Source organism: Mesorhizobium sp. M0522 (genome assembly GCF_040321085.1).
Taxonomy (GTDB): Bacteria; Pseudomonadota; Alphaproteobacteria; order Rhizobiales; family Rhizobiaceae; genus Mesorhizobium.
Genome location: NZ_JAMYQW010000002.1, coordinates 316,609 through 342,054 on the forward strand (window position 1 = coordinate 316,609; position 25,446 = coordinate 342,054).

At 62.4% G+C, this 25,446-nt stretch carries 27 protein-coding genes; 5 read left to right on the plus strand and 22 right to left on the minus strand.

Annotation, left to right across the window (positions count from 1 at the left end):
• Positions 1 to 12: 12 nt before the first annotated feature.
• From tsaE to NKI58_RS04265, 8 genes are all read right to left on the minus strand, one after another.
• Positions 13 to 1,524, minus strand: coding sequence for a tRNA (adenosine(37)-N6)-threonylcarbamoyltransferase complex ATPase subunit type 1 TsaE (gene tsaE / locus NKI58_RS04230; protein ID WP_352782263.1), 1,512 nt, complete (start codon positions 1,522 to 1,524; stop codon positions 13 to 15).
• Positions 1,525 to 1,532: 8 nt separating this feature from the next.
• The gene (locus NKI58_RS04235) at positions 1,533 to 4,094 is read right to left on the minus strand and encodes a sensor histidine kinase (protein ID WP_352782264.1); all 2,562 of its coding nucleotides are present in this window, start codon (positions 4,092 to 4,094) and stop codon (positions 1,533 to 1,535) included.
• A gap of 188 nt (positions 4,095 to 4,282) precedes the next feature.
• Positions 4,283 to 5,683, minus strand: a complete 1,401-nt coding sequence (gene ahcY / locus NKI58_RS04240; RefSeq protein WP_023677552.1) for an adenosylhomocysteinase — start codon at positions 5,681 to 5,683, stop codon at positions 4,283 to 4,285.
• A gap of 156 nt (positions 5,684 to 5,839) precedes the next feature.
• Positions 5,840 to 6,136: an HPr family phosphocarrier protein gene (locus tag NKI58_RS04245; RefSeq protein WP_023677551.1), complete on the minus strand. Its 297-nt coding sequence runs from the start codon at positions 6,134 to 6,136 to the stop codon at positions 5,840 to 5,842.
• The gene (locus NKI58_RS04250; RefSeq protein WP_023677550.1) at positions 6,133 to 6,534 is read right to left on the minus strand and encodes a PTS sugar transporter subunit IIA; all 402 of its coding nucleotides are present in this window, start codon (positions 6,532 to 6,534) and stop codon (positions 6,133 to 6,135) included. Before NKI58_RS04250 ends, NKI58_RS04245 begins: the two co-directional genes overlap by 4 nt.
• 164 nt (positions 6,535 to 6,698) lie before the next feature.
• Positions 6,699 to 7,145, minus strand: coding sequence for an HPr kinase/phosphorylase (locus tag NKI58_RS04255; RefSeq protein ID WP_023677549.1), 447 nt, complete (start codon positions 7,143 to 7,145; stop codon positions 6,699 to 6,701).
• Positions 7,146 to 7,176: 31 nt separating this feature from the next.
• A complete protein-coding gene (locus tag NKI58_RS04260; RefSeq protein ID WP_352782267.1) occupies positions 7,177 to 8,961 on the minus strand; it encodes a sensor histidine kinase in 1,785 nt (594 codons plus the stop codon).
• Between the two features lie 22 nt (positions 8,962 to 8,983).
• Positions 8,984 to 9,685 (minus strand): response regulator transcription factor, encoded by a 702-nt coding sequence (locus NKI58_RS04265; protein WP_023677547.1) that lies wholly within the window; start codon positions 9,683 to 9,685, stop codon positions 8,984 to 8,986.
• A 342-nt stretch (positions 9,686 to 10,027) separates the two neighbouring features.
• On the opposite strand from NKI58_RS04265, the gene NKI58_RS04270 reads away from it, so the two are divergent.
• From NKI58_RS04270 to NKI58_RS04280, 3 genes are all read left to right on the plus strand, one after another.
• The gene (locus NKI58_RS04270) at positions 10,028 to 11,638 is read left to right on the plus strand and encodes a phosphoenolpyruvate carboxykinase (RefSeq protein ID WP_352568486.1); all 1,611 of its coding nucleotides are present in this window, start codon (positions 10,028 to 10,030) and stop codon (positions 11,636 to 11,638) included.
• A gap of 79 nt (positions 11,639 to 11,717) precedes the next feature.
• Positions 11,718 to 12,155, plus strand: a complete 438-nt coding sequence (gene arfB, locus NKI58_RS04275; protein ID WP_023677545.1) for an alternative ribosome rescue aminoacyl-tRNA hydrolase ArfB — start codon at positions 11,718 to 11,720, stop codon at positions 12,153 to 12,155.
• 131 nt (positions 12,156 to 12,286) lie between these two features.
• Positions 12,287 to 12,904: an alpha-ketoglutarate-dependent dioxygenase AlkB family protein gene (locus NKI58_RS04280; protein WP_352782269.1), complete on the plus strand. Its 618-nt coding sequence runs from the start codon at positions 12,287 to 12,289 to the stop codon at positions 12,902 to 12,904.
• On the opposite strand, the gene NKI58_RS04285 is transcribed toward NKI58_RS04280, so the two are convergent.
• The 14 genes from NKI58_RS04285 to hisB all read right to left on the minus strand — a co-directional run bounded on the left by NKI58_RS04285 (position 12,867) and on the right by hisB (position 24,135).
• Positions 12,867 to 14,480: a hypothetical protein gene (locus NKI58_RS04285; RefSeq protein WP_352576332.1), complete on the minus strand. Its 1,614-nt coding sequence runs from the start codon at positions 14,478 to 14,480 to the stop codon at positions 12,867 to 12,869. The two genes, NKI58_RS04280 and NKI58_RS04285, sit on opposite strands and share 38 nt — an antisense overlap.
• Positions 14,481 to 14,571: 91 nt before the next feature.
• Complete coding sequence (locus tag NKI58_RS04290; RefSeq protein ID WP_352824165.1) at positions 14,572 to 16,146, minus strand: hypothetical protein; 1,575 nt, start codon at positions 16,144 to 16,146, stop codon at positions 14,572 to 14,574.
• Complete coding sequence (locus NKI58_RS04295) at positions 16,136 to 16,531, minus strand: GtrA family protein (protein ID WP_023677541.1); 396 nt, start codon at positions 16,529 to 16,531, stop codon at positions 16,136 to 16,138. Before NKI58_RS04295 ends, NKI58_RS04290 begins: the two co-directional genes overlap by 11 nt.
• Before the next feature lie 7 nt (positions 16,532 to 16,538).
• On the minus strand, positions 16,539 to 17,309 hold the full coding sequence (locus NKI58_RS04300) for a class I SAM-dependent methyltransferase (protein ID WP_352782271.1): 771 nt from the start codon (positions 17,307 to 17,309) through the stop codon (positions 16,539 to 16,541).
• The gene (locus tag NKI58_RS04305) at positions 17,309 to 18,316 is read right to left on the minus strand and encodes a glycosyltransferase family 2 protein (protein ID WP_352454814.1); all 1,008 of its coding nucleotides are present in this window, start codon (positions 18,314 to 18,316) and stop codon (positions 17,309 to 17,311) included. Before NKI58_RS04305 ends, NKI58_RS04300 begins: the two co-directional genes overlap by 1 nt.
• A gap of 77 nt (positions 18,317 to 18,393) precedes the next feature.
• Positions 18,394 to 19,353 (minus strand): type I pantothenate kinase, encoded by a 960-nt coding sequence (coaA, locus tag NKI58_RS04310; RefSeq protein WP_023677538.1) that lies wholly within the window; start codon positions 19,351 to 19,353, stop codon positions 18,394 to 18,396.
• 18 nt (positions 19,354 to 19,371) lie between these two features.
• The gene (locus NKI58_RS04315; protein WP_352576337.1) at positions 19,372 to 19,698 is read right to left on the minus strand and encodes a phosphoribosyl-ATP diphosphatase; all 327 of its coding nucleotides are present in this window, start codon (positions 19,696 to 19,698) and stop codon (positions 19,372 to 19,374) included.
• 36 nt (positions 19,699 to 19,734) lie between these two features.
• On the minus strand, positions 19,735 to 20,529 hold the full coding sequence (hisF, locus tag NKI58_RS04320) for an imidazole glycerol phosphate synthase subunit HisF (RefSeq protein WP_352853066.1): 795 nt from the start codon (positions 20,527 to 20,529) through the stop codon (positions 19,735 to 19,737).
• Complete coding sequence (locus NKI58_RS04325) at positions 20,526 to 21,362, minus strand: arginase family protein (RefSeq protein WP_352782272.1); 837 nt, start codon at positions 21,360 to 21,362, stop codon at positions 20,526 to 20,528. The genes hisF and NKI58_RS04325 overlap by 4 nt, the downstream gene beginning before the upstream one ends.
• 3 nt (positions 21,363 to 21,365) lie before the next feature.
• Positions 21,366 to 22,109, minus strand: a complete 744-nt coding sequence (gene hisA / locus NKI58_RS04330; RefSeq protein ID WP_352454816.1) for a 1-(5-phosphoribosyl)-5-[(5-phosphoribosylamino)methylideneamino]imidazole-4-carboxamide isomerase — start codon at positions 22,107 to 22,109, stop codon at positions 21,366 to 21,368.
• Positions 22,110 to 22,111: 2 nt separating this feature from the next.
• The gene (locus tag NKI58_RS04335) at positions 22,112 to 22,402 is read right to left on the minus strand and encodes a DUF1330 domain-containing protein (protein ID WP_023677534.1); all 291 of its coding nucleotides are present in this window, start codon (positions 22,400 to 22,402) and stop codon (positions 22,112 to 22,114) included.
• A 3-nt stretch (positions 22,403 to 22,405) separates the two neighbouring features.
• Positions 22,406 to 23,056 carry an imidazole glycerol phosphate synthase subunit HisH gene (hisH, locus tag NKI58_RS04340; protein WP_352576343.1) on the minus strand — a complete coding sequence of 217 codons (651 nt, stop codon included), beginning with the start codon at positions 23,054 to 23,056 and terminating at the stop codon, positions 22,406 to 22,408.
• Between the two features lies 1 nt (position 23,057).
• Positions 23,058 to 23,531 (minus strand): DUF2628 domain-containing protein, encoded by a 474-nt coding sequence (locus tag NKI58_RS04345; RefSeq protein ID WP_352576345.1) that lies wholly within the window; start codon positions 23,529 to 23,531, stop codon positions 23,058 to 23,060.
• Positions 23,532 to 23,535: 4 nt separating this feature from the next.
• Entirely contained in the window at positions 23,536 to 24,135 is a 600-nt protein-coding gene (hisB, locus tag NKI58_RS04350; RefSeq protein ID WP_352576346.1) for an imidazoleglycerol-phosphate dehydratase HisB, read from the minus strand.
• Between the two features lie 226 nt (positions 24,136 to 24,361).
• Here hisB and hslV point away from each other — a divergent pair, with 226 nt between their 5' ends.
• On the plus strand, positions 24,362 to 24,913 hold the full coding sequence (hslV, locus tag NKI58_RS04355; protein WP_023677530.1) for an ATP-dependent protease subunit HslV: 552 nt from the start codon (positions 24,362 to 24,364) through the stop codon (positions 24,911 to 24,913).
• Positions 24,903 to 25,412 (plus strand): GNAT family N-acetyltransferase, encoded by a 510-nt coding sequence (locus NKI58_RS04360; protein ID WP_352576348.1) that lies wholly within the window; start codon positions 24,903 to 24,905, stop codon positions 25,410 to 25,412. Before hslV ends, NKI58_RS04360 begins: the two co-directional genes overlap by 11 nt.
• The last annotated feature ends 34 nt before the right edge of the window (positions 25,413 to 25,446 follow it).

Below are 25,446 nucleotides of genomic sequence, written 5' to 3' on the forward strand. Positions count from 1 at the left end.
AATTCTTAGCCGTCAAATCGAGCGTTCCTCCAGCAAGCCGTGGGCGATGTAGAAATCCTGCAGCCCGGCCAGCGCCGGATGCGCCAGTGCCCGGCGAAGATAGTCGCGGATGCGCGGCAGATGCTTCAGATAATAAGGCTTGCCGTCGCGTTTTTCGAGCCGCACGAAGATGCCGAGGATCTTGGAATTGCGCTGTGCGGCCATGATTGCATAGGTTTCGCGGAATTCGTTCTCATCGAAGGCACCGGCAGCGCGTCGCGCGGCGATGTAGGCGGCGAGCGTGTGCTTTTCGATTTCGGGTGAGATAGTGACGCGCGCGTCCATGGCGAGCGAGGCGACGTCGTAGGCGGACGGCCCGATCAGCGCGTCCTGGACATCGACGACGCCGAGGCGATCGTGACCGGAACGGTCAGCGCGCCAGATCAGGTTGGGTGAATGGAAATCGCGCAGCATCAGCGTGTATTCGCGCCCCTCCAGCCGATCGAGCACCGCACTCCATTCGCTGCGGTAACCGGCGCGCAGCGCCTCTCTAGGCGGAGCGCCTGATATCGCCGGGACATACCAGTCGACCAACAATTCGGCCTCGATCATCATGGCGTCGCGGTCGAAAGGCGGCACCTCGTGGAAGACGCCGGGGCCGGCCTGCATGCGGGTCGGCCATGTTTTGCCGTGCATCATGGCAAGCAGTTCGGCCGCCGCAGCGTAGCGCTCGGCCACCGGCTGGCCGCGCTTGTCGAGAAACCCTTGGGAACCGAGATGCTCCAGCAGGAGAAAACCCTGGTCGAGATCCTGGGCATAGATTTCCGGGACGCTGACGCCGCCGGCCCGCAAGGCCCGGTCGATGGCGACGAACGCCGAAACGGATTGCGCGGTGTGAGCGATCTCGGCATAGGGTTTGCCGTCGCGGACTGGCGGTCCGAGCACCAGCCTTGGCGAGTTCATCAGCACCCGCGGCGGAAATCTGGCGAGCGTGACGATCTCGTAGGAGCGAGCCGAGGCATCACCGATGAAATATCGTCGCTGCGCTTCGCCCCAACCGGCCTGCCCGAGAAAATCGCGCATTGCCAGCGATCGCGCCGCGCGCTCGAAGGCGGCGCCCTCTCCCGATAGTCTCGCCAGTCGGCCGTCGCCCTGCTGGAGAAGTTCGACCAGCACCGAGGTTTTCGGCAGATATGCCTCTGCCCGCTCCGGCCATTCGACCAGCGCGGCGCCTTGCGTCAGCGCCTCGTCGAAGCCCAGCTCGTCCAGCTCGGATGCCGTGCCCAAGCGGTAGAGATCGAAATGATGAACCGGCACACGCGTGTCGTAGCTCTGGACCAGCGTGAAGGTCGGGCTCGGCACGTCGAGTCCGGCATCGTCGGCCAGTGCCCTGATCAGCGCCCGTGCCAAGGTCGATTTGCCGGCGCCGAGATCGCCCTTGAGGGCGAGCACGTCGCCAATGCGCAGCGACATGGCGAGATCCTCGCCGAACCTTGCCGTCGCAGCCTCGTCGGCGAGAAAATGCTCCAGCACCAATACCGCCATCGAACGCGCTACTCGGCCGCCGCGCGGATGCCGGACGGCGTGTCGGGAAAGGTGCAAACAACCGTGGTGCCCTTATCCCTGCCGGTCTCGATGCGGACGCTGCCGCCATGCAGTTCGACAAAGCTCTTGACGATCGACAGGCCGAGCCCGGCGCCACGGCGGCGGCCGCCATTGGTGCGCGGCTCGAAGCGCCGGAACACTGAGTCAAGCAGGTCCGGCGGCATGCCGGGGCCGTCATCGTGAACGGAAAATTCCACGCCGTCGGCAAGTTGGCGGCAGGCGAGCGTTATGGTGCTCGCCTCCGGCGCGTAATTGGCGGCATTGCTGAGCAGATTGTAGAGGATCTGGCGGACGCGGATCTCGTCGCCGTGGAAGGTCTTCGGCGCGGCCGCCGCGTCGATCCTAAGCTTGATCGCATGTTCCTCCAGCCGGTCGGCGACCAGTTCGGCGGCAGCCGTAATGGTTCGATCGATGTGAACTTCGGAAATGTCGAGTTCCATGATGCCGGCATCCACCGTCGCCAGGTCGAGGATGTCGTTGACGATGGTGAGCAGGACCGAGGAGGACGAGCCGACATGCCCGATATATTCGCGTTGCTTCTGGTTCAGCGGACCAGTCGACGGCAGTGAAAGAAGCTCGGTAAAGCCGATGATGTTGGTGAGTGGCGAGCGCAGCTCATAGGAGACGTGCTGCACGAATTCGTTCTTGATCTGGTCGGACTTTTGCAGCGCCTCATTCTTGTCCTTCAGCGCCCGCTCGACATTGACGCTGTCGGTAACATCGACGAAGGTCATCATCACCTGGCCGTTGGGCAAAGGGATGACGGCGTAGCGCAAAACGGTGCCGTTGTTCAATTCGGTTTGGCCGTGGCGGTCGCGGCGCTCGTCGTCGAAGCCGGTGATGGCGGCAACGAACCCGCCCCACGGACTGTCGACGGCACGGCGGTCGCAAAGGTCGCGGATCGTCGAGACATGGACGTTGGGTTTTGAGGCATCGGCATCCAGCCCCCACAATGCCGCGAACGCCGGGTTCGACAATCTCAGCTTGCCGTCGGGGCCGAACACAGCGACGCCTTCGGCGAGGTTGTCGAGCGTCTCGCCCTGGACCCGGACGGCGGTCTGGTAGCGGCTTTCAAGGTCCATCTTCTCGGTCAGGTTCTCGAACACCCAGGTGACGCCGCCCTTGGGCTGCGGATTGGCGACGACGCGAATGGTCTTGCCGTCCGGCAGATGCCACCAATGCTCCTGCGATTCAACCGCGCGGTAAGCGCCGAGCAGGCTCTCTTTCCAGCGCCGCCATTCGGGCTGCTCGGCGATCTTGCCTTCGCTGCGCAGGCGGTCAAGCAGCAAGGCGTTGTCCGGCGCACTGTGCAGGAAGCCGCTGTCGAGGCCCCATAGCTTCTGGAACGCCTGATTGAAAAACCGCAATTTCTCGTCGGTGTCGAAAATCGCCACGGCGGTGTTGAGCTGATCGAGCGTGTCGGCGTGGCTCTGCATGGTCCGCTCATATTCGGCGCGAATGGCCTCGATAGCGCTGATGTCGCAGGCAAGACCAGCCGAACCATCCGCCCCGGCAAAATCGGTCACGGCAAACATACGGCGGTCGCTTTCGATGACCGTGGAGAGCGTCTGTTCAAAGACCGCGCGCGACTTGTGCTGCGCAGCGATCGTGTCGCGCGCCTGGCCGCCGAGGAATTCCTTGCCATCGCGGACCGCCGCTTCGGCATTCTCGGCCTCGACCGCTTCGGCATAGGCGCGGTTGACCCATTTCAGCCGCCCGTCGACAGTACGCAGCCATGACGGCATCTTGAGCGCATCCAGAAGACCGATCAGCGTCTCATGGTCGGCGGCTAAGCGCTGGTTCTCGATCTTCAGCCTGGCCTGGCTTCGCTGTGTCTCCGAAAGCGAGACGAAGCGAACCAGCACATGCGCCGCACTCTTGCGGCCGTGAACCTCGAGCGGCTGGCCGGCCTGCGATTCGATGACCAGATCGAACGGCTTTGCCTTGTCCCGCAGTGCCGCGACGGCATGTTCGAGTGCGGCCGCCGAACGCGGCATCAGCCAGCGGCCGAAAGCCAGGAAGGCCGCCCGGTCCTCCGGCGCGCCGCTCTCGATCGGCAATGTCCCGACAAGCTCGGGCTTCTTGTTCTCGGCCGCCCATACCACCACGCGCTGATCGCGGGAATGGAGCAGCGCCTCCGAGCGCTGCAGCGCGGCATTGACGTCGGCGATACGGGTCCTGAGCTCGGCATTTTCCGCCGCGGTGCGCGCCCGTTCGCGGATCAGAAAGATGGCCGACAGCAATGCCGCCCCCATGACGCCGACGAACATGGCGAGTTGCATGACCTCGACCGTGCTGACCGACAGCCCGGCCTTTTGCGCCACGCGGGTTTGGGCATGTGCAGTAAAGCCAAGCAGCGGACCAACCAGCGCGGAAGAAGCAAGCAGCACCCCGACACGGCTGCCGGCGCGCCATAGAAGGCTGCCGCCTCTGGCAGCGGAGCCCGTGATCGAATCGTTATGGCCGCCGGAAACGGCCTGTCCCGCGCAAGGCGGGTTATCCCCCGGCATGTCTTGGTCCTCTTCGCCGCCTGAATGCAAGACCGCCCTGATGCGTGCGCCCGGGCCTCGTCCCCGGACCGCGAATCAGCACCATAGCGCTTGCGCGAATCGGCGTGAAGAATCAATCAGCGCAAAAATAAAGCCGGGCGAAAAGTCAATCGCCCGGCTTCAATATCTAGTGGCAAGTTTCGCCGTGGTTAATAGCGGTAGTGTTCCGGCTTGAACGGTCCCTGCGGAGTGACGCCGATATAGGCCGCCTGTTCGCCGGACAGTTCGGTCAGGCGGGCACCGAGCTTGTCGAGATGCAGGCGCGCGACCTTTTCGTCGAGATGCTTCGGCAGGACATAGACCTGGTTCTCGTACTGGCCGGGCTTGGTGTACAACTCGATCTGGGCCAACACCTGGTTGGTGAAGGACGCCGACATGACGAAGCTCGGGTGGCCGGTAGCGTTGCCGAGGTTGAGCAGGCGGCCTTCCGACAAAAGGATCATCCGCTTGCCGTCCGGGAAGGTGATCATATCCACCTGAGGCTTGATGTTGGTCCATTTCAGGTTGCGCAGCGAGGCCACCTGGATCTCGTTGTCGAAGTGACCGATGTTGCCGACGATCACCATGTCCTTCATCAGGCGCATGTGGTCGAGGGTAACAACGTCCTTGTTGCCGGTGGTGGTGATAACGATGTCGGCCGTCGGCGCTGCGTCTTCGAGCGTGACCACCTCGAAACCGTCCATCGCCGCCTGCAGCGCGCAGATCGGATCGACCTCGGTGACCTTGACGCGGGCGCCGGCGCCCTTGAGCGAAGCCGACGAGCCCTTGCCGACGTCGCCATAGCCGCAGACAACCGCGACCTTGCCAGCCATCATCGTGTCGGTGCCGCGGCGAATGCCGTCGACAAGCGATTCCTTGCAGCCATATTTGTTGTCGAATTTCGACTTGGTGACGGAATCATTGACGTTGATCGCCGGGAACGGCAGCAGGCCTTTTTTCTGCAACTGATAGAGCCGGTTGACGCCGGTCGTCGTCTCTTCGGTGACGCCGCGGATCGCTTCCTTCTGCTTGGTGAAGAAGCCGGGCGATGCCTGCATGCGCTTCTTGATCTGGGCAAACAGGATCTCTTCCTCTTCGCTGCCCGGATTGGACAGCACATCCTCGCCGGCCTCGGCGCGGGCGCCGATCAGGATGTACATGGTGGCATCGCCACCGTCGTCGAGGATCATGTTGGAGGTGCCGCCATCGGCCCACTGGAAGATCTTGTCGGTGTAGACCCAATAATCCTCCAGCGTCTCGCCCTTGACGGCAAACACCGGAATTCCGGCCTCGGCAATGGCCGCGGCAGCGTGGTCCTGGGTCGAGAAGATATTGCAGGAAGCCCAGCGGATATCGGCGCCGAGCGCCTTAAGCGTTTCGATCAGCACCGCCGTCTGGATGGTCATGTGCAGCGAGCCGGTGATGCGCGCGCCCTTGAGCGGCTTCTTGTCGCCGAATTCTTCGCGGCAGGCCATCAGGCCCGGCATTTCGGTTTCGGCGATCTCGATCTCCTTGCGGCCCCAGCCGGCAAGCGCGATGTCTGCGACCACATAGTCCTTGCTACCCGTCATGGCAGTGCTCCGATGCGAATTGATTGCGGGACGCGCCCGCCCCGAAAGCGTGTCGGAGGGCGCGAGTTGCCGGCCTGACTAGCAGATCGGGAGTCGGACGACAATGGGATATAAAGAAATCTTTATCCGTGCATGTCTTCGGAAGCGACCCGCACGTCAGCATTCCTCGCCAAAACGGGAAGCAACCAGTTGCTCCAGCGCATCGATGACCTCTTCGGCCTCCGGGCCGGTGGCGGTGACGCGGATCGAATAACCGGGGCTCGCCGCCAGCATCATCAGGCCCATGATCGAGGTGCCGCCGACCTTGACGCCGTCCTTCTCGACCTGGACCGTGGCGTTGAAGCCACTGGCGATTTGAACGAACTTGGCCGAGGCGCGTGCGTGCAGGCCGCGCTGGTTGACGATCGGAAAGTCGCGAACGATCTTGTCCTTTTCCGGCAAGAGCGCGCTCATTTGCTGCTCAGGAGTTGACTGGCGACATTGATGTATTTACGGCCGGCAGCCTGCGCCTCATCCAGCGCGGCCGTCATGTTGTCGCCCTTGCGAACGCTGGACAGCTTGATCAGCATCGGCAGGTTCATGCCGGCAATGACCTCGATACGCCCGGATTCCATCACGGAAATGGCAAGGTTAGAGGGCGTGCCGCCGAACATGTCGGTCAAAACGATGACGCCTGATCCCGTATCGACGCGGCCGACTGCCTCGATAATGTCGCGGCGGCGCTGTTCCATATCGTCGTCGGCACCGATCGCCACGGTCTCGAAATTGTCTTGTGGCCCAACGACATGTTCCACGGCATTGCGGAACTCGGCGGCCAGTTGACCGTGCGTTACAAGCACGAGTCCGATCATTCTTTGGTGGCTCCCGTCATCGCCGCTTCACAGGCGCATTTTATGCTCGCCGACCGTTCCAGGTGGCGGGAGCGCTATCTTGTCGACGCAAGGCCCGTTGACAAGCCCAAAATTGCGCCGGCCCAAGCCAATTTGACGCATTGCAGCAAAAAATCGAAATCGGATCACAGGAAAGGCGCAATCGACAGGCGCGACATCAATGCCGGCAAGGCCGCCGCTACATTGCGCTCGGCAAGATCGATGCGCGGCACTGGTACGCCGACAACGAGTTCGCTGCAGTCTTCCTGGAAGCGGGCCATTTTGCCGGCTGGCACCAGCCGGATAATGAGGTCGATCACACAGCTTGGCTCGAACTGTATCGGTTTGGGGCCGAATCCCGGCACCTCGACGAGGCCGGCTATGCTGGCTGGTGCGCGGCAGACCAGCCGCCCGTCGCAATCTGCAGCATAGAGCTGGTCATCGCCGATCAGCCGGGAAAACAGCCCACGCTGGCTGCAATGATCGATCAAGGCGAGCGCCAGCGTCGTCTTGCCCAAGCCGGACGGTCCGGTGATGAGAATGCCGCGATCACCTATCAGGATCGCGGTGCCGTGAATATTTTCAGGCTGCACAATAGGACCAGGCGTGATTGGAATTCATCCGTCAGCCTTCCGCCGGCAGCGTCACCACGAAGCGCGCGCCCTTGATCTCGCCAGGCTTGGTGCCCGGGATGTTCTCGGCGCTCAGCGTGCCGCCATGGGCTTCAACGATCTGCCTGGATATCGACAGGCCAAGGCCCGAGTTCTGACCGAACGCCTCGCCGGCCGGCCGATCGGTATAGAACCGCTCGAAAATGCGATCGATGTTATCGGCCCGGATACCGGGTCCATTGTCGTCGATGGTGACCATGTTGAACTTGCCGGCGCGCGCCAGCGATATGGTGATGTGGCCACGTTCCTCGGGAACGAACGAGCGGGCATTCTCGATCAGGTTGGTGATCACCTGGCCGATCCTCAGATCATGACCGACGACGAAGTAGCCTTTCACGCCCTGTGGCAGTTTGGCGACCTTGAATTCGATCTCGACCGCCTTCTTGTTGCGCGTGGCCTCGCGCGAGACGGCGACCAGATCGGTGATGAACTTCTTGAGGTCGACGGTTCCCGCATCTTCCCGCGCCAGCTCGGCATCGAGACGGGAGGCATCGGAAATATCGGTGATGAGACGGTCAAGCCGCCTCACATCGTGCTGGATGATATCCATCAGCCGGCTGCGCGAATTGTCGTTCCTGGCCAGCGGCAATGTCTCCACCGCGCTGCGCAGCGAGGTAAGCGGGTTCTTCAACTCGTGCGAGACATCCGCGGCAAAACTTTCGATCGCCTCGATGCGGGCGTACAGCGCATTGGTCATGTCGCGCACGGCGATCGACAGATTGCCGATCTCGTCCTGCCGATCGGAGAAGTCGGGGATTTCCTCGCGGTTCTTGACACCGCGGCGAACCCTGACGGCCGCCGCGGAAAGCCGGCGCAGCGGATTGGCGATGGTGGAGGCCAGCAGCATCGACAGGATGGCGGTAACCAGGGCGGCAATGCCGAACACGCGCAGGATGGCCTTCCGCTCGGCCGCGACGATCTTGTCGATGTCGCCGCCTTCGGTCGACAGCATCAGCACGCCGAGAACGGCACGGAAGCGCTGGATCGGCACCGCCACAGAAACGATCTGCTCGCCTTGCTCCGAGATCCGCACGATCGTCGACGGGCTGCCGGTAAGCGCCTTGACCACTTCCGGAAACGCGGCGCCGTTGCCACCTGGCTGCTCGCGATAGACGGGCAGCTGCTTGTTGCGAAAGAAATCGAAGACGAATTTCTGGATGCGCTCCAGAAGGTCCGGCTGCTCCTCTTCGACCGGCGGCAGGTCGTAGCGAAGGATCTGGCCGCGCGAATAGAGATGGCGGGAATCGAGCAGCAGGTTGGCGTCGCGGTCGTAAATGCGGGCGCGTGTGCGCGTCGGCGAGATCAACCGCCTGAGCACCGGCGCCACGCGCTCCGGATTGATCGGGAAATCGAGATTGTCGAGCTGATCGGAGCCCGGGCCGAGGCTTTCGCCGGCCTGCAACTCGAGCAGCTTCTCCGGATCGATGCTGATCGAATCGGTCTCGACCGTCGCCGAGGCGGCGATCGCGCCGGCGATGATCTCGCCTTGAGTCATCAGGCTCTCGACACGGGCGTCGATCAGCCCGTCGCGAAAGGTATTGAGATAGAGAATGCCGGTGACCAGGACGGCAAGGCCGGCAAGGTTGAGAAAGAGGATACGCCGCGTCAGGCTGGAAAAGATGTGATGGCCGAGAAACCGGCGCATCGGCACCGTAATTTTCGACACGAAGCCGGGCAGAATCCGCGGCGGGCGCCTGGCGGCGCCCGACCGTCTCACTCGCTCTACTTGCACTGCCATCGAATAGCAGCTCCCGCTCGACTCAAGCTTCGCGGAACCGATATCCGACTCCGTAAAGGGTTTCGATCATTTCGAAGTCATCATCGACGGCCTTGAACTTTTTGCGTAGCCGCTTGATGTGACTGTCGATGGTGCGGTCATCGACATAAACCTGCTCATCATAAGCCGAATCCATCAGCGCATCACGGCTTTTTACAACGCCCGGACGCTGGGCCAGCGAATGCAGGATGAGGAACTCGGTGACGGTCAGCGTCACCGGCTCGCCCTTCCAGGTGCAGGTGTGGCGCTCCTGGTCCATGACAAGCTGGCCGCGCTCAAGCGACCGGGCCTGCTGGTTGGGCGCCTTGGCAGCCGCCTCGCGGGTGCTGGCGCGTCGCAGCACGGCGCGGACGCGTTCGACAAGAAGACGCTGCGAGAAGGGTTTGCGGATGAAGTCGTCGGCGCCCATCTTGAGGCCGAACAGTTCATCGATCTCATCGTCCTTGGAGGTCAGGAAGATCACCGGCAGGTCGGATTTCTGACGCATCCGGCGCAGCAACTCCATGCCGTCCATGCGCGGCATCTTGATGTCGAGGATGGCGAGGTTCGGCGGGCGCGCCGCCAGTCCCTCCAGCGCCGATGCCCCATCCGTGTAGGTTTCGACCCGATAACCCTCGGATTCGAGGGCGATCGAAACCGAAGTCAGAATGTTGCGATCGTCGTCGACAAGCGCGATTGTTGCCATTTCAAGCGGCTCCCTCATGAGCTGTCCCTTCTTTCGTCGAGAAGGGGCTTTTGCAGGACAAATTAGGTACAAAATGTGGCATAGGCTGTATCCGCTGTCACGCGCGGCATGTCGACGGCCACAATTGTACCTCGATATGGATTGGACGAATGAACATCGCCAATCCTTTGGGCAACCATCAGTGTTTTTGCACATATAAACGATTTAAACAACTTTCAAAATATTTAAATCGATTAATGATTTGATATCATTCGCCTTTTCTGGTTTTGACGTTTTTAGCTCCTGCAATGGGAGTTCCGGAATTCGCCGGTAAAGACGCGGTAAATCGAAGAAGGGACATCCATGTCGGAAGCCGGCAAACGCAATCCTGCATGTGCAATCGATCGGATCGGCCTAAGAACCACGGGCGTGGTGCGCTATAATTTCGGCGCGGCCGCGCTCTACGAGGAGGCAATCCGCCGTGGCGAGGCCCGACTCACCGCGCATGGCGCGCTTGCCGCCGAGACCGGGCAGCACACCGGCCGCTCGCCCAGGGACAAATTCGTGGTGCGCGACGAAAGCACCGCGCCGCATGTATGGTGGGACAACAACAAAGCGATTTCGCCGATCCAGTTCGATACGCTGCTTGGCGATTTTCGCGCCCACGCGGCTGGAAAGGACCTTTATGTGCAGGACCTGGTCGGCGGCGCCGACGAGGAGCTGAAGCTGCCGACCAGGGTGATCACGGAGCTTGCCTGGCACTCCTTGTTCATCCGCAATCTGCTCATCCGACCGGCCGCCGCCGAACTCGAGCATTTCATGCCCGATTTGACGATCATCGACCTGCCGTCGTTCCGCGCCGATCCCGCCCGCCACGGCACGCGCGGCGAAACGGTGATTGCCGTCGATCTTTCGCACATGATCGTGTTGATCGGCGGTACCTCGTATGCCGGCGAGATGAAGAAGTCGGTGTTCACCGTGCTCAACTATCTGCTGCCGGCAAAAGGTGTGATGCCGATGCACTGCTCGGCCAATGAAGGGCCCGTCGGCGACGCGGCCGTTTTCTTCGGCCTTTCCGGGACCGGCAAGACGACGTTGTCGGCCGACCCGTCGCGCACGCTGGTCGGCGACGACGAGCATGGCTGGGGACCGCACGGCATCTTCAATTTCGAGGGCGGCTGCTATGCCAAGACGATCAAGCTTTCGGCCGAAGCCGAGCCGGAGATCTTCGCCACCACCCAGCGCTTCGGCACGGTGCTGGAGAATGTGGCGCTCGACGCAGGCCGCGTGCCGGATTTCGACGACGGCGGGCTGACCGAAAACACACGCTGCGCCTACCCGCTCCACTTCATCCCCAACGCCAGCAAGACGGGGCGCGCCAGCCACCCGAAGAACATCATCATGCTGACCGCCGACGCATTCGGTGTGATGCCGCCGATCGCGCGGCTGACCCCGGCGCAGGCCATGTACCATTTCCTCTCCGGCTATACCGCCAAGGTGGCGGGGACCGAGAAGGGCGTTACGGAACCCGAAGCGACATTTTCGACATGCTTCGGCGCACCGTTCATGCCGCGGCATCCGTCGGAATACGGCAATCTGTTGCGCGAGCTCATCGCCCGCCAAGGCGTCGATTGCTGGCTGGTCAACACCGGCTGGACCGGCGGCGCCTACGGCACCGGCAAGCGAATGCCGATCAAAGCAACGCGGGCGCTGCTTGCGGCGGCGCTCGACGGCTCGCTGAAAGCGGCCGACTTCCGCACCGACGCCAATTTCGGTTTCGACGTACCGGTGACGGTTGCCGGCGTCGACCGCGCCATTCTCGACCCTAGATCGACCTGGATCGACAAGCCCGCCTACGACCGGCAGGCGGCAAGGCTGGTCGGCATGTTCGTCGACAATTTCGAAAAGTTCGAAGCCCATGTCGACGCCACCGTGCTCGGCGCCGCACCACGCATGCAGGTAGCGGCTGAATAGCCGTCGCCCCGGGTGATGCTTCAAGGCCCGGCTTCGATCGGGCCTTTTCTTTTTTCGCCTGCCGCGCCATGAGTGCGGCATGAACGCCGACGACAAGATCATCATTACCGACGATGCGGTGATTAATCCGGGCGACCTGCACGAGGACTTCATTCGTTCGTCCGGCCCGGGCGGCCAGAACGTCAACAAGGTGGCGACGGCAGTGCAATTGCGCTTCGATGCCGCCAATGCGGCTGGCCTGTCGGAGCGGGTGCGCGAACGGACCATCAAGCTTGCCGGCCAGCGCGCCACCAAGGACGGCGTCATCGTCATCGAAGCTGGACGCTTCCGCACCCAGGAGCAGAACCGGGCGGACGCCCGGGCGCGGCTGACGGCACTGGTCGCCAAGGCCGCCGAACCACCACCACCGCCGCGCAAGAAGACCAGGCCGTCCAAAGGCGCGGTCGAAAGACGACTCAAGAGCAAGGCCGGGCGCGGCTCGATCAAGAAACTGCGCGGCCGGGTCGGGGATGAGTGACAGCCGAAGCGGCTTCGGATCTCAGATCGCCGGTTAAAGCGCGCAGCCACCGTCGGAGGCGGCTTTCGGGTCGCCGTTTTCATTTGACGGTGGCATTCTGATTTCTCCAGACCAACGGATTAAGCGACGCGATGCTCGTACTGCCCAAAGGCGTCCGCCATATGCCCGGCTACCTGTCGCGCGCCATGCAGGAAGTGCTGGTGGAAGATATCAGGCAGGTCGTGCAGAAGGCGCCGCTGTTCGTGCCGGCGATGCCGCGTACCGCCAAGGAGATGAGCGTGCGCATGACCAATTGCGGTCCGCTGGGCTGGGTCACCGACAAGGAGCACGGCTATCGCTACCAGCCGACCCACCCGGTGACCCGAAGGCTTTGGCCGCCGATCCCGGAGATGCTGCTCGAACTGTGGCGGGATGTATCTGCCTATGCGCACCCGCCGGAAGCCTGCCTGGTCAATTTCTATTCGCAGGATGCCAAGATGGGTCTTCACCAGGACCGCGACGAGAGCGATTTCTCCGCGCCTGTCGTCTCGGTGTCGCTCGGCGACGATTGCCTGTTCCGGGTCGGCCAGACGACGCGCGACGGCGCCACCAAATCGTTCAGGCTGAGGAGCGGCGACGTCGTCGTGCTTGGCGGCGAAGGGCGGCTCTGCTTTCACGGCGTCGACCGTATCTACCCGTCGACCTCGGCATTGCTCAGGAGTGGCGGCCGCATCAATCTGACGCTGCGACGGGTGACGATGCCGAAATAGGCTGTTCGGGTGGCCGGTGGCCCGGGCGGACATAATCGTCGCGCAAATAGATGCGCTCGGTCTCGTCCTCGATAAGAATGCGGTAGTGCGCCAGGATGGCGTCAAAGCCAAAACGCCCCATCAGTTGGCTTGTCCACATTGTGTTGTTTTTCTTGAAGACGACGATATCCGGGCGCAGACGCGCGAACTCTTCGCGTTTGCTTTCGACGTAGCGCGCCATGATGGCCTGGTAACGCGTGGCTTCGGCGGTGTCACCCGAGAGGGCTGCGTGCCGGGACAGGGAAAGTGCGAACGCTCCAAGCCAATCGCTGACGTGGGTCGAAACGAACTGCCCATCGATCATACGGTTCAACGGATGTCCCGAGGAAATATCCGAACTGACCAACGCTACGGTCGGCCGATCGGTGGCGGCGCGAATTGCGGCAACCAGCGCCGGCCCTGGTTTCTGGGTGCTCCAGTACGGCAAGAAAGCGATTGCCACCGCCGCCAATGCCCAAGCTCGCGAAGGAGCCGTCACGAACGTCAACAGCTTCGACGGCTGCTGCACGATCCTGGGCAGTGCCAGCAGGCAGAAAATGGCTGCCACAGCGCAAAAGATCGCGGGATAGGCATGATAAGACCAGCCTTTGGCTTGGTAGAACAGGGGAAACATGCCAGCGATCGATGCCGCCAACGCTACCGCCGCCAGCTCTGGAAACCGCCTGGCAGGCCACAGCCACCAGATCAGGAAGACAAGGAAACACCACGAGAAACCGTAGCCGATCACAATCGGCCAAAAGATGCCGATCTTTGCATAAACGTCCGCCAAGAGGGGATAGATGTCGCGCATGAATTCCGGATGGATCAGCGTGACCGTGCTGAGATAGACAACGCAGATGCCGCCAATGACCCAGTGTTCCAGGGCGAAGATCGATTTCAGACTGCGCCGGCGCACTGCAACGACCAGTGCCGGCGCCAACACCATGATCGCATAGTAGGGCTTGACCAGCAGCAGAATGCTGCCCGACAGGCCGGCGAGTACGGCGAGCCCGGGGTCTGGTTGGGCAGCTGCATCTCTGCGCGCGCGCCAGGCATGAAGCGCAAGCAGCGGCATGAAAAGTGCCATGCCGATATGCTCCCGCTCGCTGAAGGCATTTCCGGGGAAGACCACCAACATTGCGCAAAACGCTGGCCCCAGTGCAAACAATGATGCAGTTTCGGTGAAACCCGCACGCTTGACGATCACGCCCGAGAGCGAAAGTCCGATAAGCACGGCAAGGTATGTCCAGGCCTCAACCAGGATTTCCGGGGCGGTGCCCAGCAATCTGGCCGCAGCCACTGGCGGCAGATAGAGCCAGACGCTGAATGGGGGATTGGTCTCATAGATTTGCGAGTAAAGCCGCTCACCGGACAGCATACGCTCGCAGACCGTGATCAGCCAGCTAGTGTCGGGAACAGTCCCCCAACGTCGCTGCCAGAAGATCGAGAAGACGGTGACTGCGGCAATGGCCAGGACATTGCGGCTAGGAAGCAGCGACGCCGCAATATCCCGGTCGCGCCAGCGGCTCAAGCCGCCAATGTCGTTCGAGACGCTCATGCTGTTGCACCGAGGCTCTCGAGATCGAGCCATATGTCGTCCAGCGGAGCGATTGGATCCAGCCGTGTCATGGGTTTCCGGGGGCTCCTGCTCAATCGGTTTGGAGCGGCGCAGGCGCCGTGTAACGCAGATAGACAGTGATTTCCGGCTCGGCGTGCAGCAGACGATAGTCGGCCAAGGCAACCTGGATCCGCTTGTCCTGCAGCATCAGGGCAGTCCACGCGGGCGAGCCTGACAGCACGATATCGGGCTTCTTCGCTGATATCTCGGCGGCGTTTTCGCCGATCACCCGATCGCGGATGCTTTCAAGTTCCGGTCTCCGTTCGAGATCGTCGGTGACGCGGGCGAGCGTGTCCGCGTTGGAGACCGCCCAGGCGCTCGGATGGCGTGATATGAACCTGCCGCCGACCAGCCTGGCGAGGGGATGGGCAACCTGCATCTGGTCGGCAATAGACATGATGGTCGGGGTTTCGACCGTTGCGCGGATCGCGGCGACAGACCGGGCGATCGGGCCGTTATCCGTCGTCAGCGCCGCGTACTGTGCCCTGACCGCTATTTGCAGCACCAGCACGCAGCCGAAGATCAGGGCGGCCTTGCGAACGAAGCCTGCACTGCCGAATGTGCCGAACCGCACAAGCTGGATGCCAAATGCAAGTGTCGCAACAACGACCATCGGCAGCGCGTGATTGGGCCAACCCTTGCCCATGACGATGAAGGCCGGAATGAACCCCAGGGCGGTCAGGAGCGGAACCCTGACGTCCCAGTTCGTCTTTCTCAGGCCGCCGGCCGCAAGCACGGTGGCGGCGGCCAGAAGCAGCACCACTTTCGGCCAGTTTGCCAGCATATCGGCGGCAGAGGCCCTCAACGGAAGATAGACCTCCCTGACCAAGGGCAGGACGTCGCTGACGTAAGCGCGGTCGAAGAGCGCGATGGACGCGATATAGGCGGCCACGATCGCAGCGCCCACCAGGTTCTCTGCGACGAAGAGCGGTTTCAGCGACCGCCTTTCAAGCGCAAGACAGAGCGACGGCAACATGAAGGCCAGCACAAAATAGGGCGGCTTGACCATGACCACGACCGCCGCGCCGAAGCCCGCGACCATGTGCTCCAGGCGCGAGCCCGCGCTGAAATCCAGGTTCCGCTGACGTGTGCATTGCAACGCCACCCAAGGCAGAATGGCAATCAATGCGAAGTGCTCGCGTTGGCCGAATTGATCCGGCATGAAACACAGGATCAAAAACAGGGCCGCCGCTGCCGCCCACAGCGCATGGGGCTGCCGGTAGACCGGTTCATCGCGCGCGAGAATGCGGACGGAAACGAAAAGACTGGCCAGGCTCAGGCAAACGACGCCAAGCGTCAGCCAGAATTCCGCACGCATGCCAGTGAGCTTTTCCAGGAGCATGAACGGCATGTAGAGCCAGATCGAGAAAGGGGGGTTGGTCTCCACGATGTCGGTGTTGAGCCGCTCTCCGCCAAGCAGGCGGTCGCAGACGACCAGAAGCCACGACACGTCAACATTGGTCGGAATTGCAACGGTCGATAGCCAGACGGCGTATGTGACGACCAGACTGGCCAGCAGCAACGGAGCACCCGCTACGCCCACAAAGGGCGAGAAGCGGTTGGCGCCGGGCAGCAGTTCACTGAGGGATCGCGCGCTAGAGACCACGAAACACCCACCGCCCGAGGACGACATAGTTGATGACCGGCACGGCAATGCAGGTGAGCAGGATCGGGATTGCGGCAGGGACGCCGAGCATCTGGGTCAAAAGCCCCGGCAGGGCGATCGCGACGGCGAGGCCGGAAGCGGTGAGCAGGAGGAAGCGGGGCAATTCCATAGCGTGGCTGCCGCCCGAGGTGAACGTGAAATATTTATGCCCGGTGTAGGAGAACAGCGCGGCGACGGCGTAGGCCGCAAACGATGTGAGCGCCGCCGGCAGGGCCGCCGTTGCCTGTCCACGCGACAGCAGAAAAGCGCAAACTGCGTAGATCAGCGTCGACGCGATGCCAATCAGCGCAAAGCGCGATAGTCGACGATACGAGCCGGTGCCCATGACGCGGTCAAGCTGCCAATTTCTCGTCGAGGCGAGCGGTTTCGACGGCGCTGTCCTTGCGGAATACCGCCAGCAGCGAAACCCCGAAGGGCAAGCTTGCATTTGGTATGATGCGGCCTTCCGCCGAAAACACTGCCTTCATCGCCGCATTCAGTGGTTTTGGCGGCGTGGCATGGCCGGCTGGCAAGGCCGACTTGCGCAACCTGTCCACCAGTCTTGCCAGCGCCGCTACCGGGAAGAGCGCGGCATTTGTGTAGCTCAGCCGGTCGATCGCGAAACCAGCCCTTTCGATTCGTTGACGCAGCAGATTGCGTGAATAGCGCCGCATATGATGCAGCCCCACATCATGCGTGCTCCACAACCATTGGTGTGCGGGCACAGTGAGGACCACGCTGCCGCCCGGTTTCAGCACTTGGCGGATCGCGGCAAGCGACGCCTCGTCTTCGGCGACATGCTCCAGCACGTCGAACAGGCAGACGAGGTCGCAGCTTTGCGGCGCGACAGGAATGTTGTCCGGCAGATGTCCGGCGAGGAAGTCGCGGCCGGTCTTTTCCCAGGCAATCCTGCGCGCGAGATCGCTCATCTCGACTGCCGTCACTGCGCCGAACTGCTCCAGCATCCGGATGTTGCCGCCGGTGCCGGCGCCGATCTCGACGATGCGCGCGTTTTCAGGCAGGCCGATGCTGCGAATGACCGCCTCGGCGATGGCGCGACGCCCGCAGAACCACCAATGCTCGTCTTCGGTGGCGGCCATCTGTCGGTAGGCGTCGATCTCCATCAGCTCATTCCCTCATATTTGCGGCGCACGATGTAGATCGGACGCTGCTTGATCTCGGCGTAGACCCTGCCGAGGTATTGTCCGATGATGCCGATGCCGAGTAACTGGATGCCGCCAAGGAAAAGAACACTGACCAGCAGGGAGGCGTAGCCGGGCACATCAACGCCAAAGATCATTGTCTTGGCGACGATCAGCAGGCCGTAGAGGAACGACAGCGCGGAAATCGTCGCGCCGACATAGGTCCAGATTTCAAGCGGAGCGGTGGAGAAGCTGGTGATGCCTTCGAGCGCGAAGTTCCACAGCTTCCAGCCGGAGAATTTCGACTGGCCGGCGATGCGCTGATCGCGGACATATTCGACGCTTGCGGTGCGGAACCCGACCCAGGCGAACAGGCCCTTCATGAAACGACGGCGTTCGGGCAAAGACCGCAGCGCCTGGATGACCTGGCGGTCGATCAAACGGAAGTCGCCGACATCGTGCGGGATCTTCTGCTGCGCGATCCAGTTGTGAACGCGGTAGAACATCGAGGCGGAGCGCTGCTTGAGAAAGCTGTCGCTCGACCGATTGGCTCGCTTGGCCAGAACAACCTCAAAACCCTCGCGCCACTTTTCCACAAGCAGCGGAATGACATGCGGCGGATCCTGCATATCGACATCCATCGGAATCGCTGCATCGGCATCGCAGCTGTCGAGCCCCGCGGTCATCGCGGCTTCCTTGCCGAAATTGCGTGAAAGGTCGATTACGTGGATGCGTGGATCGGTTTGTTGGGCTTCGATCAGCTTTTCGAGCGTCGTATCGCTGCTGCCGTCGTTGACGAAGATGAACTCGAGGGCAACGCCTTTGTCCTTCAGCGGCGCGGTGCTTTCGCATACCGCCTTCAGGAATGGAGCAATTGCGCCTTCCTCATTGTGGACAGGCACGATCAGGGCAATCGTTGCGCCGCCGCTGCCCGGACGTGCGATGCGGTCAGCTGCCGGCCGATCGATGTTTAGGAATGGCGCATTCATTTGTTTGCCGAGCCCGCAGATCAGGCCCGACAATAGAAAGACTGGGTTAAGATGACTTTAAGGAATGTCCCGGGATTTCACAGTTTCCTGAGCGCCACTTCCTCGACCAGATGGTTGGCGCCCTTGCGCAGGATGAGATCGGCACGGGCGCGGGTCGGCAATATATTCTCGCGCAGATTCTTCAGGTTGATGTTGGTCCACAGGCCCTCGGCGATGGCGCGGGCCGCATCCTCGGAAAGTTGCGAATAGCGGTGGAAGAAGGAGGCCGGGTCGCGGAAGGCGGTTTCGCGCAGCCGCATGAAGCGGGCGATATACCAGTGATGGATCAGCGCCTCCTCGGCATCGATATAGATGGCGAAGTCGAAGAAATCCGACAGGAAAGGCACGATCTTGCCGTCCTTGGGCAGCTTGCCCGGCTGCAGGACATTAATGCCTTCGAAGATCAGGATGTCGGGCCGGTCGATGGTCTGGAACTCGCCCGGAATGACGTCATAGGTCAGGTGCGAATAGACCGGCGCGCGGACGTTGCGCTGCGCCGATTTGATGCCAGACAGGAAGCGCAGCAGCGCGCCGACGTCGTAGCTGTCCGGAAAGCCCTTGCGCTCCATCAAATTGTTGCGGCGCAGGATTTCGTTCGGCAGCAGGAAACCGTCGGTGGTGACCAGGTCGACCTTGGGACTCGACGGCCAGCGCGCCAGCAGCTCCTTTAGCACGCGCGCCGTGGTCGATTTGCCGACCGCCACGGAACCTGCAATGCCGATGATGAACGGTGTCTTGGCCGCGTCCAGCGCGTTGAAGAAGGCCTGGCGTTGCCTGAACAGGAGTTGACTGGCTTCGACATGAGCCGACAACAGCCGTGACATCGAAAGATAGATGCGCTCGACCTCGTGGAGATCGACCGGATCGTTCAGCGACCGCAGACGACGGACCTCGTCCTCGGTGAGCGTCATCGGCGTATCGGCGCGGAACCGCGACCATTGCTCGGCCGAGAAGAAACGATAGGGTGAATACTTCTCGGTAGGAGCGAGCTGGTCCATCGAGTTCCTCCGCAGCGATCAGCCCCGGTCCAGCCGAGACGCCTTTTCGGCGATGCCCGAACGACCGGTGCGGCGTTCAAGCTCGTTGAGCACATCGCTCAGCGGAATGTCCGCTATGCCGAGAACGACAAGCCAATGATAAATGAGATCGGCGCTTTCCGAAACAAGCGCGGCCCTATCGGCGCTGACGGCTGCGATCACCGTTTCGACTGCCTCTTCGCCGAGTTTCTGCGCTGCCTTGCTCATGCCACGCTGAAAGAGCTTGGCCGTCCACGAATCCGGATCGCCGGAACGTGCGCGTTCGCCAATAATCTTCTCCAGATCGGAGAGCGAGAACTCGGTCATGACGGCGTTTACAGCCTCTTCTTAGCCGGAAAGGCTCTAGGACCGATTACCCGGCGAGTCCAGCCGCATCGGCAGTCCGGCCTGAGCCATGTGCAGCTTGGCTTCGGCGATGCTGTAGGTGCCGAAATGGAAGATCGACGCCGCCAGCACCGCGCCGGCATGGCCGTCGCGAATGCCTTCGACAAGGTGGTCGAGCGTGCCGACGCCACCGGAAGCGATGACCGGCACGCGTACGGCATCGGCGACCGCGCGGGTAAGGGCTATGTCGTAGCCGGCCTTGGTGCCGTCGCGGTCCATCGATGTTAGCAGGATCTCGCCGGCGCCGAGATCGACCACTCGCCGAGCGAACTCGACGGCGTCGATGCCGGTCTTCTCGCGGCCGCCATGGGTGAATATCTCCCAGCGATCAGCCTCGCTCGCAGCGGACACTTTCTTGGCATCGATGGCGACGACGATGCACTGGTTGCCGAATTTGTCGGCAGCCCCGGCGACAAAATTTGGGGTCTTCACCGCCGCCGTGTTGATCGACACCTTGTCGGCGCCGGCCAGTAGCAGCTTCCTGATGTCGGCGACCTGACGGACGCCACCGCCAACGGTCAGCGGCATGAAACATTGTTCGGCGGTGCGGGCGATGACATCGAAAATGGTCTCGCGGTTTTCCGACGAGGCGGTGATGTCGAGAAAGCAGAGCTCGTCGGCGCCGGCCGCGTCATAGGCTTTTGCCGCTTCGACGGGATCGCCGGCATCGACCAGGTCGACGAAATTGACGCCCTTGACGACACGGCCGTTCTTGACGTCGAGACAGGGGATGACGCGGGCTTTCAGCATCAGATCCTCTCGATCGCCGCAAGAAAGTCGACAAGCAGCTGGCCGACGACGGGCGGAACTTCGGACTGGGAATCAAAGGCCGGGTCGTAGGCCGAGAGCGTCACGCCGACGATTGGGATTGACCTGGCCAGTCCGCAGGCAAGCTGCCGTAGCTGTTCCGGACTCGGGCCGCCCGGGTGCGCGTAGCGGTTCACCTGCAACACATCCGGATCGAGGACATCCAGGTCGAGATGCAGATGCGCCCGCACAGTCCCTGTCGCCGTGAGCTTTCCGATCATATCGAGTGCACCGGCACATTCGGTGCGCACGATCGGCAAAGTTTCCAGCAGTCGCTTTTCGTCGGGATCGAGGTCGCGGGCATCGACCAGCATGCAGCGCGCAGGGTCTATCGGCCGGAACCCCGGAATTGCTGCCGCCATCGGATGCCAGCAGAGCCCGAGCGTCGCCGCCAGCGCCATGCCGTCGAGAAAGCCGTAGGAGGACGTCTCCGGCGTGTTGAGATCGCCATGCTGGTCGATCCAGATGATCGAATCCGCAACTTCACCGGCGACCGCACCGGCGGCGGTCAGGCAATTTCCAGCAAGGATAATGGGGAAGCGTCCTCCATCGCGGGCGAGGTTAACCTTGGTCGCGACGGCGTTGCAGACGGCGAAGCCGGTTGCAATTTCGCGCCCCTGCTCGTCTCCGACCTTGCCGATATCTTCGACGGCGACGTCATGGCCAGCCACGGTCAGGGCTTCGACCAGCCCACCGCCGATGATGGCGTCCGGCCCCTGGCCGCACCCTTCGTGATAGTGCCCGCTGTCGTAGGGAGCAACGATAATCGAGACCTTCACGTTTCACACCCCTGCCATCGGTTTGCCACGCAGGATCGCCAATGCCTCGGCCGGGTCGATGCGGCCGTCGTAGAGGGCGCGTCCGGAGATCGCGCCTTCGAGCTTGCGGGCATCGGGCATGGTCATGCGCACGATGTCGGCGATCGAGGCGAGCCCGCCCGAGGCGATAACCGGGATCGACACCGCGTCGGCGAGATCGATGGTGGCGTCCCAGTTGATGCCGGTCAGCACACCGTCGCGGTCGATATCGGTGTAGATGATGGCGGCGACGCCGGCACCCTCGAATTTCCTCGCCAGTTCAATGACGCCGAGGCTCGAGGCTTCAGCCCAGCCTTCGACCGCGACCTTGCCGCCCTTGGCGTCGATGCCGACGGCGATCTTGCCCGGGAATGCCTTGCAGGCCTGCCTGACCAGATCCGGATCGCGCACCGCCACGGTGCCAAGAATGACGCGGGCCAGCCCACGGTCGAGCCAGTCCTCGATCTGCGCCAGGGTGCGGATGCCGCCGCCGAGCTGCACCGGATTGCTCGTCGCCTTCAGGATGGCGCCGACCGCGGCGCTGTTGACGCTCTGGCCCTTGAAGGCGCCGTTGAGGTCGACGACGTGCAACCATTCGAAGCCCTGCTCTTCGAAGGCGCGCGCCTGAGCGGCGGGATCGTCATTGTAGATGGTGGCGGTCGCCATGTCGCCATGCCTGAGGCGCACGCATTTGCCGTCCTTGAGGTCTATCGCCGGAAACAGAAACACCTTCAGGCGCCTTCGACGATGACAAAGTGGCCGGTCGAGCCGGCGAGCCTGTACTTCAAGGCCTCCTGGTATTCAGGCGAGCCGTAGCATTCCAGCGCCTTTTCATAGGATTCGAATTCCACCAGCACGTGGCGATTGCCTGCCGGTCCTTCCGGGCTGGTGTACCGCCCGGCGCGCACCGGGAACTTCGCGCCGTATTTCGCGAAAGCCGCGGCATTGGCCTCGATGTACTGCTTGTAGATCTCGGGATCGTGGACATCGACCATTGCCATCCAATAGCCCTTCTTGCTCATGGTTCAGGGCCTCCAGCCTAGGAAATTGGTGATCAGCGCCAGGCCCAGCGCCTGGCTCTTCTCGGGGTGGAATTGCGTTCCGGCTAGGTTGTCGCGGGCGACAGCGGCCGTTACCGGGCCGCCATAGTCGGCAACCGCCAGCACCTCATCCTCCTTCCGTGCATCGAGATGGTAGGAGTGGACGAAATAGGCGTGCAGTCCCTTGCCACCCGTCGCAATGCCGGAAAACAGCGGATGCTTGCGCTTCAGATCAATCGTGTTCCAGCCGATCTGCGGGATCTTCAGTGTCGGATCGGCCGGCGTGATCTCCTTGACGTCGCCGGCGACCCAGCCAAAGCCCTTTGTGACGATCTTTTCCAGGCCTCGCTCCGACATCAGCTGCATGCCGACGCAGATGCCGAGGAACGGCCGAGCCTTGGCGATCGCCACCTCCTCGACCGCTTCCCACATGCCGGCGACCGCACGCAGTCCAGCGGCGCAATCGGCATAGGCACCGACGCCGGGCAGGACGATGCGGTCGGCGGTCCTGACCCGCTCGGCATCGGCGGTGAGTTCGATCGCGGCGGCAATGCCGGCTTCATGCGCGGCACGCTCGAAGGCCTTGGTGGCCGAGCGCAGATTGCCCGACCCATAATCGATGATCGCCACCCTCATCTCAGGGCTTTCCCGGAATATGGTTCAGCCCCAGCGCCAGGCCCATCTGCGCCGACCGGGCATGTGCTGCGTCTGGGACGATGCGTTGCACCGTCGGTTGTTCATCCGACTGAGCATCGGCTTCCAATGCATAGCGGACGTCTGCGTCGTCGAGCCTGTCGGCCTCGACCACGCCCCATTCATGCCAGCCGCGACGGCGCAGGCCTGCGATCCGCAAGCCCTGCCCTTCCAGTCCGACAAAGAGCATGACAAGCAGGGATAAAAGCGAGCCGGCTGTTTCCAGGTCCAGCCTTTCGCCCAGCATCGAGAGCAGGCCCATGGCGACAAACGCCAATGCCGCCTCGACCCACAGCCGGTGCCAGGCCAGCCACAGCGGCGGCACCAAGAAGCCGAGCCAGGCAAAGCCGTCACGGATAAAGGTAGTGTCCACGCTTTCGCTGCGGCCTGGCGGCTCCATCACGACATAGATGGCCATGACGCTATCCTTTCAGGGATCCCTTGGTGGAGGGAACCGCGTCCGGCTGGCGCGGGTCGCGCTCAAGCGCCGAACGCAGCGCACGCGCCACGGCCTTGAAGCAGGTCTCGGCGACGTGGTGGTTGTTGGCGCCGTAATGATTGGTGACATGCAGCGTGATGCCGGCATTCTGCGCCAGCGCGTGGAAGAATTCGCGCACCAGCTCGGTGTCGAACGTACCGATCTTCGGCGACGAGAATGAAACATTCCAGACCAGAAAAGGCCGCCCGGAGACATCGATTGCCGCCCGCGTCAGTGTCTCGTCCATGGCGAGATCGATCGAGGCGTAGCGCATGATGCCGCGCCGCTCGCCCAATGCCTTGGCCAGCGCCTGGCCGAGCGCAATGCCCGTATCCTCGACCGTGTGGTGGTCGTCTATGTGCAGGTCGCCCTTGGCCCTCACGGTCATGTCGATCAGCGAATGGCGCGACAACTGGTCCAGCATATGGTCGAAGAAGCCGACGCCCGTCGAAATGTCGGATTTGCCCGAGCCGTCGACCTGAACCGACACGGCGATGTCGGTTTCCCTGGTCTTGCGGCTTATCTCGGCGGAACGGGGCGCCATGACCTCATCCTTGTCTCAGATTTTGCACGATTCAGGCGTTCACATGCCTGAAAACGAAAGCCTTCTAGCAGCATGATCCGGCGATTGCCAGTTACCGCTGCGGAGCCCGATCCGACCCGGTGGATGGCCGGTTTGCAATCGTCCGGCCTATGCATACATATGGCCGATCAAGTCACTCGTAACGCGCCGATCGCCTCGATGGGATCGGTGCTTATCGGAGCAGAAAATGTCGAATGAACTGACCATGCATGCCACGACCATCCTGACCGTGCGCAAGGGCGGCAAGGTGGTGATCGCCGGCGACGGCCAGGTCAGCCTCGGCCAGACCATCATGAAAGGCAACGCCAAGAAGGTGCGCCGCATCGGCAAGGGCGGCAACGTCATCGCCGGTTTCGCCGGCGCCACCGCCGATGCCTTCACTCTGCTCGAGCGGCTTGAAGCCAAGCTCGAACAATATCCCGACCAGCTGACACGCGCCTGCGTCGAGCTTGCCAAGGACTGGCGCACCGACCGCTATTTGCGGCGGCTGGAAGCGATGATGCTGGTGGCCGACAAGTCGGTGTCGCTGGCGCTGACCGGCACCGGCGACGTGCTGGAGCCCGAATTTGGCGTCATGGCCATCGGCTCGGGCGGCAATTACGCGCTGGCAGCGGCACGCGCGCTGGTGGACAGCGACAAGGGCGCAGAGGAGATCGCCCGCAAGGCGATGCAGATCGCGTCAGACATTTGCGTCTACACCAACAACAACTTCGTCGTCGAAACCCTCGATGCCGCCTGAGCGGAGCCTCCGCTATGGTTTTCGGCCGGTGACCCAGAGGGACCTGCCGATGATCGCCGGCTGGCTTGCCGAGCCGCATGTCGCCGAATGGTGGAACGACCCAGAGACCGAGATTGCGGAGATCCGCGAGCATATCGACAGCATTTCGGTCGAGCCGCTGATTATCGAGCTCGACGGAAAGCCCATCGGCTATTTGCAGAGCTACGATCCGCATCTGGAGGACGGCCATCCCTATAGCGACCAGCCGTTCGGCACGCTCGGCATCGATCTGTCGATCGGCGTGCCGGAGCTTGTCGGGGTCGGCCACGGCTCGGCGATCGTCCGGCAGTTCGTCGAGCAGCTTTTCGAGGAAGGTACGCCGCGCGTCATCATCGACCCGGACCCCGCCAATGCACGGGCTATCCGTGCCTATGAAAAGGCCGGTTTCACGGCTATCGATCGCAGGAAGTCGGAATATGGCGATGCCGTGCTGATGGCGATTGATGCCCCAGAGGGGTGATGCCGGACAGGGTGACGCAGAAGAGGGGCAATAG

Excerpts from the sequence above, each read along its gene's own strand:
- ahcY (WP_023677552.1), bottom strand. The coding sequence starts at position 5,683 with ATGACGGGTAGCAAGGACTATGTGGTCGCAGACATCGCGCTTGCCGGC.
- NKI58_RS04335 (WP_023677534.1), bottom strand. The coding sequence starts at position 22,402 with ATGAGCAAGAAGGGCTATTGGATGGCAATGGTCGATGTCCACGATCCC.
- NKI58_RS04270 (WP_352568486.1), top strand. The coding sequence starts at position 10,028 with ATGTCGGAAGCCGGCAAACGCAATCCTGCATGTGCAATCGATCGGATC.
- NKI58_RS04305 (WP_352454814.1), bottom strand. The coding sequence starts at position 18,316 with ATGAATGCGCCATTCCTAAACATCGATCGGCCGGCAGCTGACCGCATC.
- NKI58_RS04295 (WP_023677541.1), bottom strand. The coding sequence starts at position 16,531 with ATGGGCACCGGCTCGTATCGTCGACTATCGCGCTTTGCGCTGATTGGC.
- hisH (WP_352576343.1), bottom strand. The coding sequence starts at position 23,056 with ATGAGGGTGGCGATCATCGATTATGGGTCGGGCAATCTGCGCTCGGCC.
- NKI58_RS04265 (WP_023677547.1), bottom strand. The coding sequence starts at position 9,685 with ATGGCAACAATCGCGCTTGTCGACGACGATCGCAACATTCTGACTTCG.
- NKI58_RS04250 (WP_023677550.1), bottom strand. The coding sequence starts at position 6,534 with ATGATCGGACTCGTGCTTGTAACGCACGGTCAACTGGCCGCCGAGTTC.
- NKI58_RS04360 (WP_352576348.1), top strand. The coding sequence starts at position 24,903 with ATGCCGCCTGAGCGGAGCCTCCGCTATGGTTTTCGGCCGGTGACCCAG.
- hslV (WP_023677530.1), top strand. The coding sequence starts at position 24,362 with ATGTCGAATGAACTGACCATGCATGCCACGACCATCCTGACCGTGCGC.
- coaA (WP_023677538.1), bottom strand. The coding sequence starts at position 19,353 with ATGGACCAGCTCGCTCCTACCGAGAAGTATTCACCCTATCGTTTCTTC.
- hisB (WP_352576346.1), bottom strand. The coding sequence starts at position 24,135 with ATGGCGCCCCGTTCCGCCGAGATAAGCCGCAAGACCAGGGAAACCGAC.
- arfB (WP_023677545.1), top strand. The coding sequence starts at position 11,718 with ATGAACGCCGACGACAAGATCATCATTACCGACGATGCGGTGATTAAT.
- NKI58_RS04235 (WP_352782264.1), bottom strand. The coding sequence starts at position 4,094 with ATGCCGGGGGATAACCCGCCTTGCGCGGGACAGGCCGTTTCCGGCGGC.
- NKI58_RS04280 (WP_352782269.1), top strand. The coding sequence starts at position 12,287 with ATGCTCGTACTGCCCAAAGGCGTCCGCCATATGCCCGGCTACCTGTCG.
- NKI58_RS04345 (WP_352576345.1), bottom strand. The coding sequence starts at position 23,531 with ATGGCCATCTATGTCGTGATGGAGCCGCCAGGCCGCAGCGAAAGCGTG.
- NKI58_RS04300 (WP_352782271.1), bottom strand. The coding sequence starts at position 17,309 with ATGGAGATCGACGCCTACCGACAGATGGCCGCCACCGAAGACGAGCAT.
- NKI58_RS04245 (WP_023677551.1), bottom strand. The coding sequence starts at position 6,136 with ATGAGCGCGCTCTTGCCGGAAAAGGACAAGATCGTTCGCGACTTTCCG.
- NKI58_RS04315 (WP_352576337.1), bottom strand. The coding sequence starts at position 19,698 with ATGACCGAGTTCTCGCTCTCCGATCTGGAGAAGATTATTGGCGAACGC.
- NKI58_RS04260 (WP_352782267.1), bottom strand. The coding sequence starts at position 8,961 with ATGGCAGTGCAAGTAGAGCGAGTGAGACGGTCGGGCGCCGCCAGGCGC.
- tsaE (WP_352782263.1), bottom strand. The coding sequence starts at position 1,524 with ATGGCGGTATTGGTGCTGGAGCATTTTCTCGCCGACGAGGCTGCGACG.
- NKI58_RS04285 (WP_352576332.1), bottom strand. The coding sequence starts at position 14,480 with ATGAGCGTCTCGAACGACATTGGCGGCTTGAGCCGCTGGCGCGACCGG.